Raw genomic sequence first — 16789 nt, 5'->3', positions numbered from 1 at the left:
ATTTTTTTTATTTCATATAAGCCCTTAAGACTCCATCTGCATCAAATCCGATTTATCCCGCATCATCCTTCGACTTATAAAGCTCATTCAGCTCCAATAAGGCATTAATATAAATCTTTAACGCAGTTAACAGATTCGGAATGGACTGCACCTCGTCCGGCCCGTGAATATGTCCATGACCTTCCGGAAAATGGAGCGGTGATAAGTCAGCCGGCAAGCCTGGGCCAAAGCCAACGGCATGAGACAGCTTCCTGGCATACGTGCCGCCGCCCATGACGATGGGCTCCGCTCGCTCTCCTGTCACGTCACGATAGACTTTCATGAGCCGATCGACCTCTGGCGTATCAGGATTATAATAACTCGGCTCACTGATATGCACATGAGACAGTGTAAAGCCGCTCCCCTCCAGCTGCTGCAACATTGTCTCCGAAGACTGTTGAATGGGATAACGAATGTTTAACTCCAGCGCCAACTTTCCATCCTGTGCTTGCAGTTTCGTTCCCACGCATGTTAACGCACCAGATATTGCATCCTCGCACTGTATGTCTAATGCCAGGCCATCATGATACCTGCAGATTTCATAAATCTTCTCAAGCTGTTTGTGTACGGACCCCTCAAACCATGCGCATTCGAGCAGTGGCTCCAGCAGCACGGCTATCGCATTGTAAGTGCCGTGAGGAAAGGCAGCATGCCCGGCCTTGCCGGCAGCGGATAATATAATCTCCTCTTCGCTTTCACTATACTGAATGACAGGCGGAAGAGAGCTAAGCTTGGCTATCGCAGCATCATCACGTCGTACAACAAGCTCGGCATAGCCCGGCACACTATTAGAGGCTTCGCCTCCTCGCAGTCGTACAATTGAACGATCCGATAAATCGCAGTTTAAGGTAACCGAGAGCATCCCCTTCTCTCCATAACACACTGGAAAGCCGCTATCTGCCACAATGTTAAAATCAGGAATCGTATAATGCTTGCGATAATACGCAACATCATGCATCCCAATCTCTTCGCCGCTGCCGATGATATGCCGAAGATGATAGTTCAAGGGGATGCCCAGCTCCTGAATAAATCTCAGGGCATAGAGCACAGCAATTACGGCTCCTTTATTGTCTTGCACCCCTCTGCCGATGAGAAAGCCGTCCCTGACTGTGCAAGCAAAGGGCGGATAGATCCAGCCCTCTCCTGCCGGGACTACATCGGCATGACCCCATATGCCAACCGAGCGCTTCGCCGCATCACCAATGCTGATTTCCGCACAATAATACTCCCGGTTAATCGTTTGGAAGCCGTATCGTTGACCTAAATCCAGTACATATTGGAGCGCCTCCGCGCATCGTTCCCCGAACGGATAGGGGGATAACGGAGCATAACTCGCTACACTCGGAATGCGTACAAATCCGGCAATATCCCCTAGCAAGGAGCTATTATGCTCCTCTATCCATTGCTCAATTCTCACATCATTAGCTAAGTCTCTCATCTTAAACCTCCTGTCTCGAACTCAGCCTCAGTCCTAGCCTTTAATAGCCCCTTCCGTCAACCCGGCGATAATATACTTCTGCCCTGCTGCATACACCGCCATAATGGGCAGCATCGCCATCAGATATGACGTGAACGCCATTGTATAGTTGAACGAATACTCCGTCTTGAAGTTATATTGGAACAAAGGCAGGGTCCAAAACTCCTTTGCTTTATTCAATATTAGCAGCGGCAGCATGAAATCATTCCAGAACCATAAGGCATCCATAATGACAAGCGTCACCAGCATCGGCATGATCAACCGCAATACAATAGAATGATAGATTTGAAAGGTGTTGCAGCCATCAATTCTGGCGGCCTCTTCGATTTCCGTCGGCATGCTTTCGATATAATTGACTAGCAGGAATACCCCTCTCGTCAAGCTCAGCGCGCCATACAAGAGGATCAGTCCCACAGGATTCAACAGATCGAGATTGGTCATGATTTTCGTGAGCGGCAGCATGATGACCTGAAACGGCACGAACAGCCCCAGCAAAATGTACAGGTAGATAAAGTTGTAGTATTTCTTGTGGCGATTGCGGGCGATGGCGAAAGACACAGTCGGATTAATGAGCAGCACCATCACGATCCCTCCGATCGTGATGAACGCCGTATTCCATACATATCGCCAGTAGTTCCCTTTGGACAGCAGCTCGGCATAATTGGAGAAGTTCAGTGTCTGAGGCAGGCTGAAGAAACCTCGGCCCGCTTCCTCCAAGGATTTGAAGGAATTGATGATTACCAGATACATCGGTCCCAAAATAACGAGGATGCCCATAAGCAATATAACGTTGCGAAGTATGCGCCAGCCTAGTCCTTCTTGTCGTATCGATACATTCATGCTTAATGGACACCGCCTTTGCGCGATAGCTTGATTTGGATGAAAGATAATACCGCAATAATAATGAACAGAATAACTGCTTCCGCATTCGCCATCGCAAATCTCAGGTTTTGGAACGCGTCATTATAGATCATGATGCCAATCACATTCGTAGATTTCACCGGCCCACCGCCTGTCAGCGTGTAGGCATAGTCGAAGGATGTAATGCCTGCTTTGATCGCAAGCACCATATTGACCGTAATTGTAGGAATAAGAAAAGGAAACGTAATGTAGCGAAAACGGTTGAAGGTGCTCGCTCCGTCGATTCTGCCCGCTTCATACAGCTCGGAAGGAACGGACTGCAAACCCGCGATAAAGATAAGCGTCGGCAACGCTACAGCCTGCCAAATGTTGACGATCACGACAGCAATCAGCGCATACTTGGGATGAGCCAGCGGACTTTGGTATAAAGCCGTTAGATTCATCGCCTCGCCAATCAGAGGAACGACCCGGACAAACAGCTGGTCCCAAATCAATGAGATCGTCACTGCGCTGATCATGGCCGGCAAAAAATAAATCGATTTGGCAAACGTTTGGAGCTTCTTAAGAGAGTTCAGACTTAGCGCTAAAATGAGCGAGAGAATCATGACCCCGGCTACAAGCATAACGGCGTATTTTCCGGTGACAATTAAGGACTGCTTGAAGTTGGGATTGTTCCACAGCTCCACATAGTTGCTGAAGCCTACATAGTTATAGCCGGAGCTAATTCCGTTCCAATCCGTGAAGCTATATTGAATGCCTACTACAACGGCATAGGCGAAAAACAATGTATACAGAATGACAGCAGGAAGAGTGAATAAGAAATAGGTTGAGCGTTCCAGAAATTTGCTTGTCATGCGACACCTTCCTCATCTCGTAATGCCTTGAACGGGCAGACAAGCTGAACGACAACTTGATAGACTCAAATTGCCGTTCAGAATCATGCTATTGAATTAATTAACTGCGTTAAGCTTGATCGTTTCATCTATGTTCTTCAGGTATTGCTCAGGTGTCTCGTTATTGATCAGATAGCCTTGAGTCGTACCATACAGCTCTGTGACGATCGCGCTTGGAAGCGTGGAAGACATCCAGTCATGAACATTGCCGTTGTCGATAAAGTCCAGCAGCGGCTGCAGATACTTGTCGTCATAGGTTGTGCCAGTAATAATCGACGGCTCACCGGATAGATCAGACCATTTCTGAGCAACCTCCGGGCGGGCCAAATACTTCAGGAAGGTAAGCGCAGCTTCTTTCTCCTCTGGCTTGGCTTTTGCCGAGATCGATAGAGAAGCATTGACGCCGGATAGAGCTGTTGTTGTTTCCAGCGTATCATTCGGCAGCGGGAACGCACCGAACTTCAGATCTGGATTAGCCAGCTTAATATTGCCGCGGCCGTAGGAGCCGGAAATAATCATGGCAGCTTGTCCATTCGCGAATGCTTCTTGCATCATTTGAGCGCTCACGCCAAACGCATCCTTGTTGGCATACTCCGTTAGCTCTCTCAGCTTTTTCGCATATTCCAGAAACACCGAATTGCCTTCAATTTGTCCTTCTCCCTTGGCTGCTTTGGCCATCTCTTCAACGCCGCCAGGCGCGAATGCAATGTTCGTTGCTTGGAAAATATGGCCTACATCCTTCAGTGGAAGGTACAGCGGCGTAATGCCTTTGCTTTGGAACAATTTACTCGCTTCAATAAACTCGGCATACGTCGTTGGAATTGCTACATCATTTTGCTCGAACAGCTCGACATTATAGTAGACGGCCATATAGTTGCGAGCATAGGGCAGCGAATAGTAGCCGCCGTCATCAGCCGGCGTCATATCCAGATACTTTTGATTCACATCTTTGATAAAGGGCTGATCGCTCAAGTTTTCGATAAATCCGTTCTTCACTTTTTCCTTAAACTGAAGCTGCGTCGGATAATCCGTGAAGAGCGGCGGGATATCATTGGTTGCAAAGCGAGCGGTTAACACTTTAACAGGGTCGGGCACGGTATTCATGTCGATGACAATATTCGGATATTCCTTCGAGAAGTCAGCGATAACCTCGCGATAAGCGCTCTGAATCGCTTCCTCGCCCTGCTGCTGGAAAAACTCGATTTTGATCACATCGTCTTTACCCTTGTTTCCGTTAGAAGGCGCATCCTCTTTGCTGCATGCGCTCATCACCAGTGAGGCCAGCAATACCGCTATAATCGATAGTTTTGTTCTTTTTTTCATCCTTATCTCCCCTGACTTTAACCTGTTTTGTCACACATATTGCGCTTATTTCCCTAATGCGCGATTGGCCAAATTCGTGATAACCACATCGTCCATTGGCGGGTTGTGAAGCCCGGCCCGAACATCGCGATACATGCGCTCAAGCGGAAATGACCGCGACAGGCTCAGCCCCCCTACAATTCTCATAGCCTGATCCACAATACGTACAGCTGCGTTCGTCGCAACATGCTTAGCCACGCCCAGCTCAACTTTAAGCTCTGCTCGGCGCTCCGCTTCCTTATCCCAGCGGTCGGCCGTATGGTACAGATAGGTTCTTGCCGTAATCAGATCAAGCTCCATCTCTCCGATTTGCCGCTGGATATGCGGAAGCTCCGCGATAGGCACTTGTAAGGAATTCGGCTTATGCTTGGCTGCAAAGGCAATCGCGAAGTCACGTGCGCCATGCGCAATTCCCAGATAGCATGCCGGAATATGAAGCATATTCCCATCTGTCGGCACCGGCTTGCGCAGCTGGCTGTTGGCTCCGCCACGTATCAGGTACCGGTCCGGGACAAACACCTCATTCATAACGATGTCATGACTGCCGGTGGATCGCATGCCAAGCGTATTCCAAGTTTCCAGAATTTGAACCCCTTCTCCCGCTTCCATAAGGAAGGAACCAACCGTATCGCTATCGGTCATCGTGGCAGAGACAATAAACTTCCTCAAAACCGGACTTAAGGTACAGAACGATTTCTGACCTGAGATCAGCCAGCCCCCGTCCACCTTTACCGCTTTCGACTGGGGTTTGCCGCCGCGGGAGGGGCTGCCTGTTGCCCGCTCACTTGCCAGTTCATTCAAAATAAGTCCATCTTGCACAACTTCATGGCATAGCTCGCGGAACAATTCCTCCGGACAAGCGCCCGATAAGTGAAGCTGCTTCAATAAACCAATATGCCAGCCGATCGCCAGCGCTGTGGAGCCGTCTCCTCTAGCCAGACGTTCTTGAGATAGAACGAGTTCATAGATGGATGCCTCCTCTCCTCCGTATGATTCTGGTACGGTAAGAGCCAGGTAGCCGGAATCTCTTAACTCATCGAAATTCTCGAAGGGAAATGCTCCTTCAAGATCATGCTTAGGAGCCCGCTCTGCAAATATCGCCGCTAGCCGATCTGCTCTCGCTGCAATGTTCGCTTCCCGTTCATTTCGTATAAAGCGATCAGAAGGATCAGAGTATGTCACCATGAACAACGCCTTTCTTATAAACCTCATTGGTTTACTTTGTTTTATAGTAATCGTATTCCATTATGAATTAAAGATAAAAAACCCGAGCTTTTTATTGTAAAAAACCGAACTAACTCTCGCCGCATTGCTGCTTGCGATATTCATTAGGCGTACAGCCGCAATGCTTCTTAAACACATTGGAGAAGTATTGCGGGTCCTGCTCAAACCCGCATTGATCCGCTACTTCATAGATCTTTAATGCAGGATATGAACGCAAGAGCTCCTTTGCCCGCTTCATTCGAACGGTGGTTAGAAACTGGGTATACTTCTCGCCTGTATCCTGCCGGAACAGCTTGCCCAAGTATTCGGAGTTCAGGAACAAGTAATGCTGGGCAAGCCACTGCAAGGAAAGCTGTCTGTTCTGAATATGCTCTACGGTTAACTGCTTTATTTTGAGAACAAGTATGGCCTTCTTATCCACCTTGCGGAAATGATAGCCTGCATATAGCCTGCCCAGCTCCTTCTGGAATGCTTGCAGGTCTTGCCCCTCTACAGGCGTGTGCGGGATGCTTACGCCATATTCTGCATTCAGCTGATTGCAGATATAAGTTAGAACATCGTTAATGTTCTCCTGGATGGCTCGCAGCGTCACGCCGTCACTCAGCAATTGCTCGTTCCAGCTTCTCGATACCCTCATTAATTGGGCTTCATCCGCATGAACAATGGCCTGCAGAAGATCACTCGGAATGGAAGACAGGATGCCTTGTTGATCTATCTTTGTTGCGTCGACAGGTTGCATGGAACTTCCATAGTGGCTGCGTGCAGCATCTACCTCCTGCTTGGACCACTCCAGCGCTTCTGCAATCTCACGCTCATCGCTTGGCTTCAGCAAATACCTGCGTACGCCGAAACGCATCGCCTGCGTGGCCAGCTCGAATTCCCCAAACCCGGATAACACAATAAACACGGTATGAGAAGACAGCTTGGAACCTTGTTCAATCAATTGAAGTCCGTCCATCATTGGCATCTTAATATCCGTAATGACCACATCCGGCTGAAGCTCATCAAGCATCGCTAATGCTTGCTGCCCATTGGCGGCGGTTCCTGCCAACACCATTCCAAGACCCGTCCAGTCTATCGACTCCGCGATTCCCTCTCTCACCATACGTTCATCATCCACAATTAATACCCGATAGCTAGTCATGATGATCCTCTCCCTTCAATAGCACAGGAATTCGAATCCGAATAATGGTGCCTTGATCGATGCCCTCCAATATGGCAATGCCATATGGCTCGCCATACAGCAACTGCAAACGTTCATGAATGCTCCTTAGTCCAATGCCGTCTCCTAAGTCCTGGTCCAAGTATTGCGTATCCATCCCTGGTCCTTGATCCGCTATCCAAATATCAAGCTGATCTCCGAAGCGTTCGCCGTTAATTGTAATATGGCATGTTCCAGTCCGATCATCGATGCCATACTTCATGGCATTCTCTACAATCGGCTGCAGAATCATCGTTGGAATATAACAGCTCGTAAGCTCATCAGGGATATTAATCTCACAATGCAGCCGTTCTTCAAACCGGTATTTCTGAATGAGCAAATAATTGCTGACATGCTGGATTTCTTCCTGGAGCGTAACCATTTCCTTCTTGCTCGTTGTGCTTCTGAGCATATCGCCCAGCGCCTTGACCATGCTGGAGATGCGATCCTGTCCGTTGCGCCGTGCCAGCCAGTTAATCGAATCCAGCGTATTGTAGAGAAAGTGAGGATTAAGCTTCGCTTTAAGCGCCTCATATTGGGACTCTTTGATATGAAGCTGCTTAATGTAATTGTCCTTGATTAACCGGTCCAAGGAAGCCGTCATCTTATCGAAGCTGCTTGTCAGCCAGCCGATTTCATCCATATTTTTGGCCGGCAGCTCGCGATAGGTCGCAAAATCCCCCTGCTCCACCTTGCTCATCCGATTGGCCAGCTTCTCTATCGGACGAGTAATGCTTCTGGCAAATATAAAGCCTATCCATACAAGCGAAACCAAAATGAATGCATATAGGAGCAGCAGTATCTTTTTCATCAGAATGGCTTTCTGGAACAAGGTCTCATAGGGCACAAGGTTCACTAATGTCCAGCCTGTGAAGCTCATCGTGGATAAGGTGGTCAAATATTTATGCTTTTTCAGTGTCAGCATCTCATATTGTTCGCCTGATCGTTCATTCTGGATCAGAGAGCTAGGCATCCTTTTCTGCTTCCACTGCTCATCATTCCAATAAATAGGCTCATGATTTTCATATATAAGCAATGTATTGTTGAAGCCCGCGGAAGACGGATTGGAGCCGATAGAGTTAATCAAATCATCTGCGTTCACTCGAACAACAAACGTGCCCAGTCTGGGGAAGTCCATGCTTTTGACCCCTCTAATTTCCCTTAAGGAAGTAAATATCTTGGAATCGGGTTCTCCGCCCTTCCACAAGCTTCCGCCTTCCTTCTGCGCCGCCATGTCAATGAACTGCTTGATATACGCTGGCGCAGCAGCATCCTTCGTGGTGCCGAGCCAATAATCATTGCCCCAAAAATCGATTATCGCCACAGAGCGAATCGGATAATTAAAGATACGATACGACAACAGCTTCTCTTCGATGGCCTTAATCGCATAATAAGTTTCACTGCTATTCGTGCCTTGCTTGATCTTCTCCAGCCCCTGCTGAATGTCCGCATCGCTTGCGATCGCTTGTGTCATTCGGTCAATCGCTGCCAGCTTGTCCTCGATTCGCTCGGCATAGAGATACAGCTTCTCGCTGGTTTGCTCATAGACCAGTTGCTCATACAACTTATGCGTCTTTTGCACGTACAGAAGGCTAATACTACTCGTAAGCAGAACGCCGATGAGTATAAACAATACCAGCTTATGCCTGATTCTTATGTTCATTCTGCATTCTCCCTTTGCTCTATCGCCGATTCATAACCCTTTAAAGGAGCAGAGCGTCTCAAATAAAAAAATACTCTATATTTCCCAGTAAAACAATAGGAAATTAAGAGTATGTCGATATATATACCATGTTAAGATAACCGGCACGCTATCATAATGCCCAAACCTCATCCCGTCAAGAGATAATTTGAAATAAAGCGATATAACAGGAGGAGCCCCTCTTTGTCTTCTAGAGGAGCATGTATATGCCCGTATACGAAGCCATATCGCTTTTTCCAATCTGCATGGTTTCTCGTACAATTTGCATTAGATATGACTCTATTTAAAAGGAGAATGAAGATGCATCAAGTGGACAAGATCAGATTTGTGCTTCTTTTCGGAGAACCGCCTGAGGAACCCTGTTACGGGTACATGGAGCTGAACACGGATGGCCATATGATTGCGCTTTTCAATAAGCATGGCGAGGAACTGGACATGAATGGCGGGCATGAAGTAGTCAAGGTGAAGACGCTTGGTCAATTCGATAACGAAGACCGCGATAACTTCTATGACTTGCTGGAGAGCGATGGTGTAGGTTAACCGCACAAAAAACAAAATCCGCCTCCTATGAACTGCCCCTAACCAATGGGGGTGGAGTTCAATAAGGAGCGGACTTTTAGTGCGCGGCATAGCCAGTCTATTTCATTTGCTCTTGTGTTATCCTTTTGTTCTTTTCACCGCAACAGGTCTCTTCATTCAATCTGTTACAGCCCTTATCTTCCTCTCCCGGCGAGTCCTCTCAGTTCTCCAGCATGTGAGGGAACTCGTCCAGCAACATGTCGCTGGTCAGCATGTCCGTGTAATTCCATTTGGTCTCAATAAACGTGACTTTCCCGTTTTGAACGGAAGGAAGCTGCTGCCAGAGGGGGGATTCCAGCAATTCTTCAAATGTATGTTCCGCTTCCGGATTGGCAGGGAACAACACAAACAGGCGATCACCAACAAGCATCTCATGCATCAACTCAGCCGACACTTCAATATACGGGGATCCTTCCGCCGGTTCCAGCCCCTTCACGGTATCCGACATGCTGTAGCCCTTCTCCTGGTACAACAGTTCCGATAACCCTCCTGTTTTCATCAGATACATCACTTTGTTCCAATAATAGATAAGTACCACGGCCGTCTCATCTTCAACGATCTTCCCTTGCTGCCGCAGTTCATCCCACATGCGGCTCGCCTTTTCGTCGTAATCAGCCAGCAGTTGCTCCGCTTCCGCTTTTTTGCCAACAACCTCTCCAATGACCGAAAGGCGTTCATGCAAGGGAAGGGTTTGATCAAAAACAACAGTCGGAGCTATCTTGGACATTTCATCATATTGCTTGTCCATAACATAACCGAGCATCGTCAGATCCGGCTCCAGATCGAGAATCGCCTCCAGATTGGTAGGAAAGCCAATATCCTGCGCTGGCGTCTGCTCCTTATCCTGATAGACCGATTGCTCTATAAATCTACGGTCTATGCCAACTGGCTGAACGCCCAGCGCGAGCAAATCTCCGATTGAGTTGCCTTGAAGCACGATTCGCTGCGGTTTATCCGGGATACTGACTTCATGTCCTTGACTGTCTGTATACAATCTTACGGAAGACGCGGCCCCCGCCTGTTGATTCGTTTGGACCTCTGCCGAGGCTGTCGGCACTGGCAGTGAATTGCCTCCAGCAGTTGAACAAGCACTGAGCATAATGGTCAGACATAACAGCATGACGGTTCCTACGGATAGCTTGATGTTTCGATACATGGGTAAGTCGTCCCCTTTTCTACGTTGATAATGATTATCATAATCGTTATCAGTATAGACGAACCCTTTGCTTTCTGCATTAGACAATATCATCCTCTTCATTGGACGATCTGCAACTTTTATCCGAGTGCGCCCCACAGTCCTGAACTTGCCTGGCGAAATTCCGGTCGTTTTCTTGAAAATGCGTATGAAATAAGACAGGTCATTATAGCCCACGCCCGCGGCAATTTCTTGCAGAGATACTTCCGTATGAAGCAGCAGCTCCTCGGCCTTTTCCATCCGGATCTGAATGAGATAGTCAATCATGCTGCTTCCGGTTTTGCTTTTGAATTGTTTGGCTACGTATGCAGCACTATAGCTCAGCCGTTCGGCAATCATGGACAGCGTAATGGCTTCCTTATAATGATCACGGATATAACGCATCGCTTGTTCTACAAGATCCGGCTTGTCTGTATAATTGGCTTCCATCTGAAGTTGCTTCTCTACTTCGTATATGAATTGGTACAGCTTGGACTTGGTATGAATCCGCCCCAGCAGGCCTGGCTTCAACCAGCTTCGGCGCAGCTCATTCAACTGTTCGAGCAATTCCAATGGATCATGCGGAATATAGGCAAACTGCCTTTGGAACGGACTATTGCTCTCAAACAATCTTCCCACATTCGCAAAGGATTTGATCGATAGCGTTGCTTTATATAGAACAAGGTAGTATTCGAGCTTCTCTCTGACCGAATCAATGTCCAGACGGCCTCCTTTGCCGCTATGTATCACATGAAACCCCTCTGCGGGTTGTTCGATCCCATTAAGCCGGATGGTTGCGGCACCACGCACGATATATAGATAACCCGAAGTGGGAAAACAATAAGAACATAATCCCTCGCCCTGATCCAAAAACATGTGGCGAATATCCATCAGCCGAATATTGGCGAAGTCCCATATTAGCAAATCATCCTCATTCAACTTCGAAACGCCCCCTTTCTAGAATTTATAATTGATAATTGTTATCAATTATAACAGAAGTGTTGGCGGACATATTGAATCCTTTCCATTTTCATTTTTATAATAAATCTAAAGCATACCTTGACCCTCCTCTAAGAGGAGCCTTTACAATCAAACACGAGGTGAGGAAATCATGCGATATACCGTCAAGCAGTTAGCGGAATTAACAGGCGTCACCATTAAGGCGTTGCATCACTATCACAAAATAAAGCTGCTTGAGCCCTGTGAAGTCTCGGAGGCCGGCTACCGTCTGTACGGCACAGATGAGCTTGAGCAGCTCCAGCAAATTTTGTTCTACAAAGAGCTTGATTTCCCCCTCCAAGAAATCAAACAGGCGATGGCGGATGAGCCGAGCAGGCTTCGCTGTCTGGTGAGACAGCAGGAAGCGCTCCGATTGCGCAAGCAGCGAATGGACCGTCTGCTTATCACGCTCGAAGACTCTATCCGCTTCGCTGAGAGAGGAGAACACATGGATCAATCGCAAATGTTCCAAGGATTGAACAAAGAAGAATGGGAGGCCGCATTGTCGGAGCAAAACAGCTACTTGAAGGAAAATTACGAGTACGATATGCTTGCCGGTCAAGAAATCGATCCAGAGCAATTGAACGAGGTATCGCAGGGAGCTGAAGCGTTCATGTCGGGATTGGCGCAAGCCTTGCGTGATGGCTGGAGTCCGACCGATGAGCGATTACAAGAGCTGCTTGCCCGGCATATGGTCTACTTGAATGAGCTAGGGTTTGAGACAACTGCAAAATCTTTTGTGGATCAAGCCGCTTTCTTCGTAGAAGACGACTTTCACCGCAATATGATGGAAAGCCAGCAGACCGGTACGAGCTATTACCTTTACACGGCTGCTGTATTTTACAGAGATAAGGACAGAGAATCGCACCAGGATGAATCGAACGGGCAATAAACTTGCGATTTGAGAGTGACTGAGCTCTTCCAACAAAAAAATACAGAGCTGCAGCTTGAACTAGCTGAGCTCTGTATTTTTGCATTCCTGTATTCGTTCTCTCTATTAATGTCAATTATGGCTGCAAGGAAGAATGAATCTCGACGACGCTGCTGTCGTAGCTGCTGCCGTTCCATACCGAATAGGTCAGCTTGTCGCCCGCAGGGCTCCACGAGGAGTTCACGGCGCTGTCGACATCGGCTGCAATTCGGACGGCTTGGTCCGACAATAGATCGTGGACGTACAAGCCTTTGACTGTCGCCCCGCTTACCTCCGCTTGCATGCTGAATGCGATCAGCCGCTGATCCGCCGACCAGGAAATTCCGCCAAGCTCCGCTCCTTCCGCAATCGTCTTTGCGTTCCCTCCGTCCAGATCGCACAGCGTCAGCTTCACCTTGGAGCCTTCGTATTGCGTCACCAGCAGCTGCTTACCGTCAGGTGAAGGAATGACGCTGCCCACAGAACCGAGCACCATATCCTGGGTCTCTTTGGTATCCAGATGGAGCACCTTCAGCGCTTCATCCGCATTGGAATTATAGTAGACGCGGTTACCAAGCTTGGCTACGATAATCAGTGCTCCTTCGCTCAGTTCCTCAAGCGCGGCAATATCGCCTTTCGTCGTTGCCGTGTAAGCTCCGCCCCCATAAGAAGCGCCTATGACGCTGCCATCATCTGTCCATCTGGCGCTCATGGCTCCTCCAATGGGCTCGCCGGATAGGCTGAACGACTTCAGCGTGTCCAAGTTCATAACATGATACACGGGATCGCCGAGCGTATACTCCTGGTAGATCAGATGTTTGTTGTCGGGAGACAAGCTGGCGCCTCCCAAGAACACGTTCTCCTGTTCTTTCAACGGCACACGTTCTCCCGTATTCAGATTGACGCGGTATAAGCTACGCGGATAGGAATCCGCCAGCTCCTCCAGCTTCATCTTCGCTAACGAATCGTTCTCCTGGGATACGATGACCGTATCCTCATCCAGCCAGCCGAATATTTCCACCTTCTCGTACCGCTTAATGCCGCCCACCGTAATAGCCGGTCCGGCGGCCGGCGTCTTACTGTCGTTATCGATGACGGTGATGGTTTTCCCCGGCTCCCGAATGACCTCGCGATTCCCTCCGTTATCTCCGCTGCAAGCAGTGACCGTAAGCAACAAGGCAAGTACGCATGCTATGATGGCTGCTTTTGTTTTGTCCATTGTATTCGCCTCCCTAATGCATACAATACCAACCGAATGTTGCGATTCAACAATGAGTTGTTTCCAAGTTGTAAACAATTTCAGCGAGTTTGTAACGGGAACGTCATTCGGAACGTCGTGCCGCTGTCATCCGACTTCACGATGGAGATTTTGCCTCCCTGCGTCTCGACATACCGCTTCACCAGCGACAGCCCCAGTCCGGCGCCGCCATGCTCTCTGGATCTGTTCTTATCCACCGTATAGAACGCTTCGAAAATTTGATCTGCGACTCCCCCCGGAATGCCGATCCCCGTGTCGGCTATTTCGATGACAACCTCATTGTCCCTGACGAAGCTGCTTACGCGGATACGACCGTCTGTCTTGTTGTATTTGATGGCATTGTCCAGCAGATTCGCAAGCACAATATTCATATAATCCTTGTCGGCTTCCATATAGGCTTCGTGCAAATCCGTCTCCAGCGCAAGGCCGAACTTGTCCATCTTCCCCTTCAGGCTGTTCAGCACTGACTCAATTGTGCCCCGTACCTCAAGCTTTTCCTTGTTATACTCAAAATCATATTTCTCCATCGCTGACAGTTGCAGCACCTTCTCCACCATTTCGTAGAGCCTCTGCGCCTCTCTGGCAATATGGGTTTTGGCCGTGTTCAGCAGCTCTTCGTCATCGGGATACATGTCGAGCAGATCGAGATAGGCTTTAATGGAGGTCAGCGGTGTCTTGAACTCATGCGTGACATTGCCGATGAACTCCTTCTGCTGCCGATCCAGCTCCGATAGCTTGCGAACAGCAAGCGCCAGCTTCTCCCGCTCCTCGTCCTTATCCCGCATCGTTGCCATGAGCCGTTCGCTCATGGCGGCTATGCCTGCGCCGAGCTCCCCGATCTCGTCTCTCCGCTTCATGTCCGGCACAGCGAACTGTCCCTCTCGGATACGACCTACCGTATCGTTCAGCTTAATGATGCTCCCAGCGAAGGAGTTGAAAAACAAGTACGCCAAGAGGAAGCTGAGCACGAACACGCCTGTTCCAATATAAATGAACAATCGCTTGATCTCATCATAGAAAGCCTGGTGGTCACGGAGGGAATAATAGAATTGGACCACACCAATCTGCTCGCCCCCCGCGCGCAGAGGAGTCAAATAATACATGGACTCGCCTTCCACCAAATAAGCAGTCTTGTTCTCCAACGCATACGCCAGTGTCTGCTTGATGCTGTCGGATGGAGGGGCAGCGGTTCTCCTCCCTATGACGGCGCCGCTCCTATCATACAAGACGACGGGCTGCCCGCTGATCAGCGCTAGCTGCTCGCCGAACGCCGCACCTTTGGTCTCCAGGAATGTCTGAGGTACTTTACTGGATTGCTCCATGATGGATTGGAAGAAATAGACGTTCGCCGTGTCGGCTTGCTGAGCAAGAAGCCTCTCCGTCTGCATGCGTTGATTCCGCTCGATTCCCTGCAAGACCAGCAGGCTGAGCACGAATACCGTGAGCAGCAGAAGGCCGGCGAGGAACAGGCTGAACTTCAGCTTGATGCTAACTCTCACCATGTCCTCCGGACGCCCTGTAGCCGATGCCATGAACGGTCTGGATGGTATCGCCGTAGTCGGGTCCCAGCTTCTTGCGCAGCCTCTGCACATGAATGTCTACCGTACGCGTGCCTCCGTAATAATCCATCCCCCATACCAGGTCCAGCAATTGCTCCCTCTCGTATACCCTATCGGGATTGGCTGCCAGCAGAGCCATCAGATCGAATTCCTTGGGCGTCAGCTCCAGCTTCCGTTCTCCCGCAATAACCGTTCTTCTAGTGACGCTCACCTTCACTCCGCCCAGCTGAATCTCATTTGGCTCCTTCTTCTCTCCAGCGGCCTGTATCCGTCTAAGCAGGGACTTAAGCCGCGCGAGCAGCTCTCGCATGTCGAAGGGCTTCGTCATATAGTCGTCAGCCCCAAGCTCCAGCCCCAGCACCTTGTTCACAATGTCTTCCTTGGCCGTCAGCATTATGACACCGATTCCATCTTTGTCTTGCAGCTTCTTCAGCACGTCGTAGCCGTCCATGCCGGGCAGCATCACATCGAGGATGATAGCGTCGGGACGAGTCTCTCCGAGACGCTTCGCGGCGATATCCCCGCGATCGACGACCTCCACCTCGTAGCCTTCGCGCTTCAGGGCATAGGAGATCGCATCCGCAATCGCTTTTTCGTCTTCGATGACCATAATCTTCGCTTGCATGGCATTCCACCTGCCCCATGTCGTAATCGTTTGCTTCTATTATAAGAGTTTTCCTGCTGGAACAAAAATCCAACTTACTGAAATAAAAGAAGGAGCCGTGCGTCAACACGACTCCAACATGACTGCAACCTATAGGAATGCAGCCCGTGCGCAAGATTAATTTCCGGCCAGCCAGCTCTTGCAGCCAGCGGCCATTGCTTGAAGCTCGTTAAATAACAAGCCTGCATGGTAGCCATCGCATACCGCATGATGAAGCTGCACGGACAAAGGAAGCAACACCTTATCATCCAGCTTCTCGAACTTTCCAATTGTAAAAATAGGCAGCAAATACGTTCCCTCGTTATAAACATTCAGGTTAAACCCCGTGAAGTTAACCCATGGAATGCTGGAGATAGGAAATGTGCTTAGCGGTTCGCCAGGATCAGGGAATAACTGTTTCGCATTCTTGTAGGTTTCCGTCTGCTTTAGATACCCGTCATAAAATCGGATAAACTCTTCACAATACGGAGCCCATATGCTAGAGAAGGTCTGATCCTCTTCATGGAATATAGTGAAGCTGGGAGACATATGGTCCCAGTACCCCAACCGTCCCTCCGCATCAAAACAGGTTCGGAACTCATGATGACGATTAACTACCGTTGTGATCATGTAGATCAGGGCTGGATACAACTTCATCGCCCTGACTCTAAGCTCTGTCCGCAGTTCAGTAATGTCGATATTAGCGGTCATGCTGTAAGTGCATCTTACCTGATTCATATAATGGTCAAAATAAGGCCTTCGTGCCCAGCGCTCCATATCAATCCGATTAAAATTCATTGTTCACCCTCCTAAAATGTTTGTATTTTAGGAGGGACGGTCAACTGCTTTAACCATTACCTTCACGATCCTCATCGTTTTTTGTTTTCCTTGGCACTATTTTAACATGA

The 16789-nt window shown here is 48.9% G+C and carries 14 protein-coding genes; 2 read left to right on the top strand and 12 right to left on the bottom strand.

What is annotated here, in order from left to right; translation table 11 throughout:
• Positions 1-52 precede the first annotated feature (52 nt).
• The 7 genes from AC0YNW_RS09170 to AC0YNW_RS09140 form a co-directional block, all read right to left on the bottom strand.
• On the bottom strand, positions 53-1477 hold the full coding sequence (locus AC0YNW_RS09170) for a Sapep family Mn(2+)-dependent dipeptidase (protein WP_475831680.1): 1425 nt from the start codon (positions 1475-1477) through the stop codon (positions 53-55).
• A gap of 33 nt (positions 1478-1510) precedes the next feature.
• Entirely contained in the window at positions 1511-2356 is an 846-nt protein-coding gene (locus tag AC0YNW_RS09165; RefSeq protein WP_475831679.1) for a carbohydrate ABC transporter permease, read from the bottom strand.
• Positions 2357-2358: 2 nt separating this feature from the next.
• Positions 2359-3231: a carbohydrate ABC transporter permease gene (locus tag AC0YNW_RS09160; protein ID WP_387470249.1), complete on the bottom strand. Its 873-nt coding sequence runs from the start codon at positions 3229-3231 to the stop codon at positions 2359-2361.
• A 96-nt stretch (positions 3232-3327) separates the two neighbouring features.
• Positions 3328-4593 (bottom strand): ABC transporter substrate-binding protein, encoded by a 1266-nt coding sequence (locus tag AC0YNW_RS09155; RefSeq protein ID WP_475831678.1) that lies wholly within the window; start codon positions 4591-4593, stop codon positions 3328-3330.
• 45 nt (positions 4594-4638) lie between these two features.
• Positions 4639-5817: an acyl-CoA dehydrogenase family protein gene (locus AC0YNW_RS09150; protein ID WP_387470253.1), complete on the bottom strand. Its 1179-nt coding sequence runs from the start codon at positions 5815-5817 to the stop codon at positions 4639-4641.
• 109 nt (positions 5818-5926) lie between these two features.
• Positions 5927-7000, bottom strand: coding sequence for a response regulator transcription factor (locus AC0YNW_RS09145; RefSeq protein WP_475831677.1), 1074 nt, complete (start codon positions 6998-7000; stop codon positions 5927-5929).
• Positions 6993-8720, bottom strand: coding sequence for a cache domain-containing sensor histidine kinase (locus tag AC0YNW_RS09140; protein WP_475831676.1), 1728 nt, complete (start codon positions 8718-8720; stop codon positions 6993-6995). The genes AC0YNW_RS09145 and AC0YNW_RS09140 overlap by 8 nt, the downstream gene beginning before the upstream one ends.
• Before the next feature lie 339 nt (positions 8721-9059).
• On the opposite strand from AC0YNW_RS09140, the gene AC0YNW_RS09135 reads away from it, so the two are divergent.
• The gene (locus tag AC0YNW_RS09135) at positions 9060-9299 is read left to right on the top strand and encodes a hypothetical protein (protein ID WP_475831675.1); all 240 of its coding nucleotides are present in this window, start codon (positions 9060-9062) and stop codon (positions 9297-9299) included.
• 199 nt (positions 9300-9498) lie between these two features.
• Here AC0YNW_RS09135 and AC0YNW_RS09130 read toward each other — a convergent pair whose 3' ends face one another.
• Entirely contained in the window at positions 9499-11451 is a 1953-nt protein-coding gene (locus tag AC0YNW_RS09130; RefSeq protein WP_475831674.1) for a helix-turn-helix domain-containing protein, read from the bottom strand.
• Between the two features lie 172 nt (positions 11452-11623).
• On the opposite strand from AC0YNW_RS09130, the gene AC0YNW_RS09125 reads away from it, so the two are divergent.
• Complete coding sequence (locus AC0YNW_RS09125) at positions 11624-12403, top strand: MerR family transcriptional regulator (RefSeq protein WP_475831673.1); 780 nt, start codon at positions 11624-11626, stop codon at positions 12401-12403.
• 115 nt (positions 12404-12518) lie between these two features.
• Here AC0YNW_RS09125 and AC0YNW_RS09120 read toward each other — a convergent pair whose 3' ends face one another.
• The 4 genes from AC0YNW_RS09120 to catA all read right to left on the bottom strand — a co-directional run bounded on the left by AC0YNW_RS09120 (position 12519) and on the right by catA (position 16679).
• The gene (locus tag AC0YNW_RS09120) at positions 12519-13640 is read right to left on the bottom strand and encodes a TolB family protein (RefSeq protein WP_475831672.1); all 1122 of its coding nucleotides are present in this window, start codon (positions 13638-13640) and stop codon (positions 12519-12521) included.
• Between the two features lie 80 nt (positions 13641-13720).
• Positions 13721-15181 (bottom strand): sensor histidine kinase, encoded by a 1461-nt coding sequence (locus tag AC0YNW_RS09115; protein ID WP_475831671.1) that lies wholly within the window; start codon positions 15179-15181, stop codon positions 13721-13723.
• Complete coding sequence (locus tag AC0YNW_RS09110) at positions 15168-15863, bottom strand: response regulator transcription factor (RefSeq protein ID WP_475831670.1); 696 nt, start codon at positions 15861-15863, stop codon at positions 15168-15170. Before AC0YNW_RS09110 ends, AC0YNW_RS09115 begins: the two co-directional genes overlap by 14 nt.
• 156 nt (positions 15864-16019) lie before the next feature.
• On the bottom strand, positions 16020-16679 hold the full coding sequence (catA, locus tag AC0YNW_RS09105) for a type A chloramphenicol O-acetyltransferase (protein ID WP_475831669.1): 660 nt from the start codon (positions 16677-16679) through the stop codon (positions 16020-16022).
• Positions 16680-16789 lie beyond the last annotated feature (110 nt).

Source organism: Paenibacillus sp. J31R120, assembly GCF_056269225.1.
Note: the sequence above shows the minus strand (reverse complement) of the source record. Positions and strands in the feature narration are given on the sequence as shown.

Coding starts and splice junctions, on each gene's coding strand:
- AC0YNW_RS09170 (WP_475831680.1), bottom strand. CDS start 1,477: ATGAGAGACTTAGCTAATGATGTGAGAATTGAGCAATGGATAGAGGAG.
- AC0YNW_RS09165 (WP_475831679.1), bottom strand. CDS start 2,356: ATGAATGTATCGATACGACAAGAAGGACTAGGCTGGCGCATACTTCGC.
- AC0YNW_RS09160 (WP_387470249.1), bottom strand. CDS start 3,231: ATGACAAGCAAATTTCTGGAACGCTCAACCTATTTCTTATTCACTCTT.
- AC0YNW_RS09155 (WP_475831678.1), bottom strand. CDS start 4,593: ATGAAAAAAAGAACAAAACTATCGATTATAGCGGTATTGCTGGCCTCA.
- AC0YNW_RS09150 (WP_387470253.1), bottom strand. CDS start 5,817: ATGGTGACATACTCTGATCCTTCTGATCGCTTTATACGAAATGAACGG.
- AC0YNW_RS09145 (WP_475831677.1), bottom strand. CDS start 7,000: ATGACTAGCTATCGGGTATTAATTGTGGATGATGAACGTATGGTGAGA.
- AC0YNW_RS09140 (WP_475831676.1), bottom strand. CDS start 8,720: ATGAACATAAGAATCAGGCATAAGCTGGTATTGTTTATACTCATCGGC.
- AC0YNW_RS09135 (WP_475831675.1), top strand. CDS start 9,060: ATGCATCAAGTGGACAAGATCAGATTTGTGCTTCTTTTCGGAGAACCG.
- AC0YNW_RS09125 (WP_475831673.1), top strand. CDS start 11,624: ATGCGATATACCGTCAAGCAGTTAGCGGAATTAACAGGCGTCACCATT.
- AC0YNW_RS09120 (WP_475831672.1), bottom strand. CDS start 13,640: ATGGACAAAACAAAAGCAGCCATCATAGCATGCGTACTTGCCTTGTTG.
- AC0YNW_RS09115 (WP_475831671.1), bottom strand. CDS start 15,181: ATGGTGAGAGTTAGCATCAAGCTGAAGTTCAGCCTGTTCCTCGCCGGC.
- AC0YNW_RS09110 (WP_475831670.1), bottom strand. CDS start 15,863: ATGCAAGCGAAGATTATGGTCATCGAAGACGAAAAAGCGATTGCGGAT.
- catA (WP_475831669.1), bottom strand. CDS start 16,679: ATGAATTTTAATCGGATTGATATGGAGCGCTGGGCACGAAGGCCTTAT.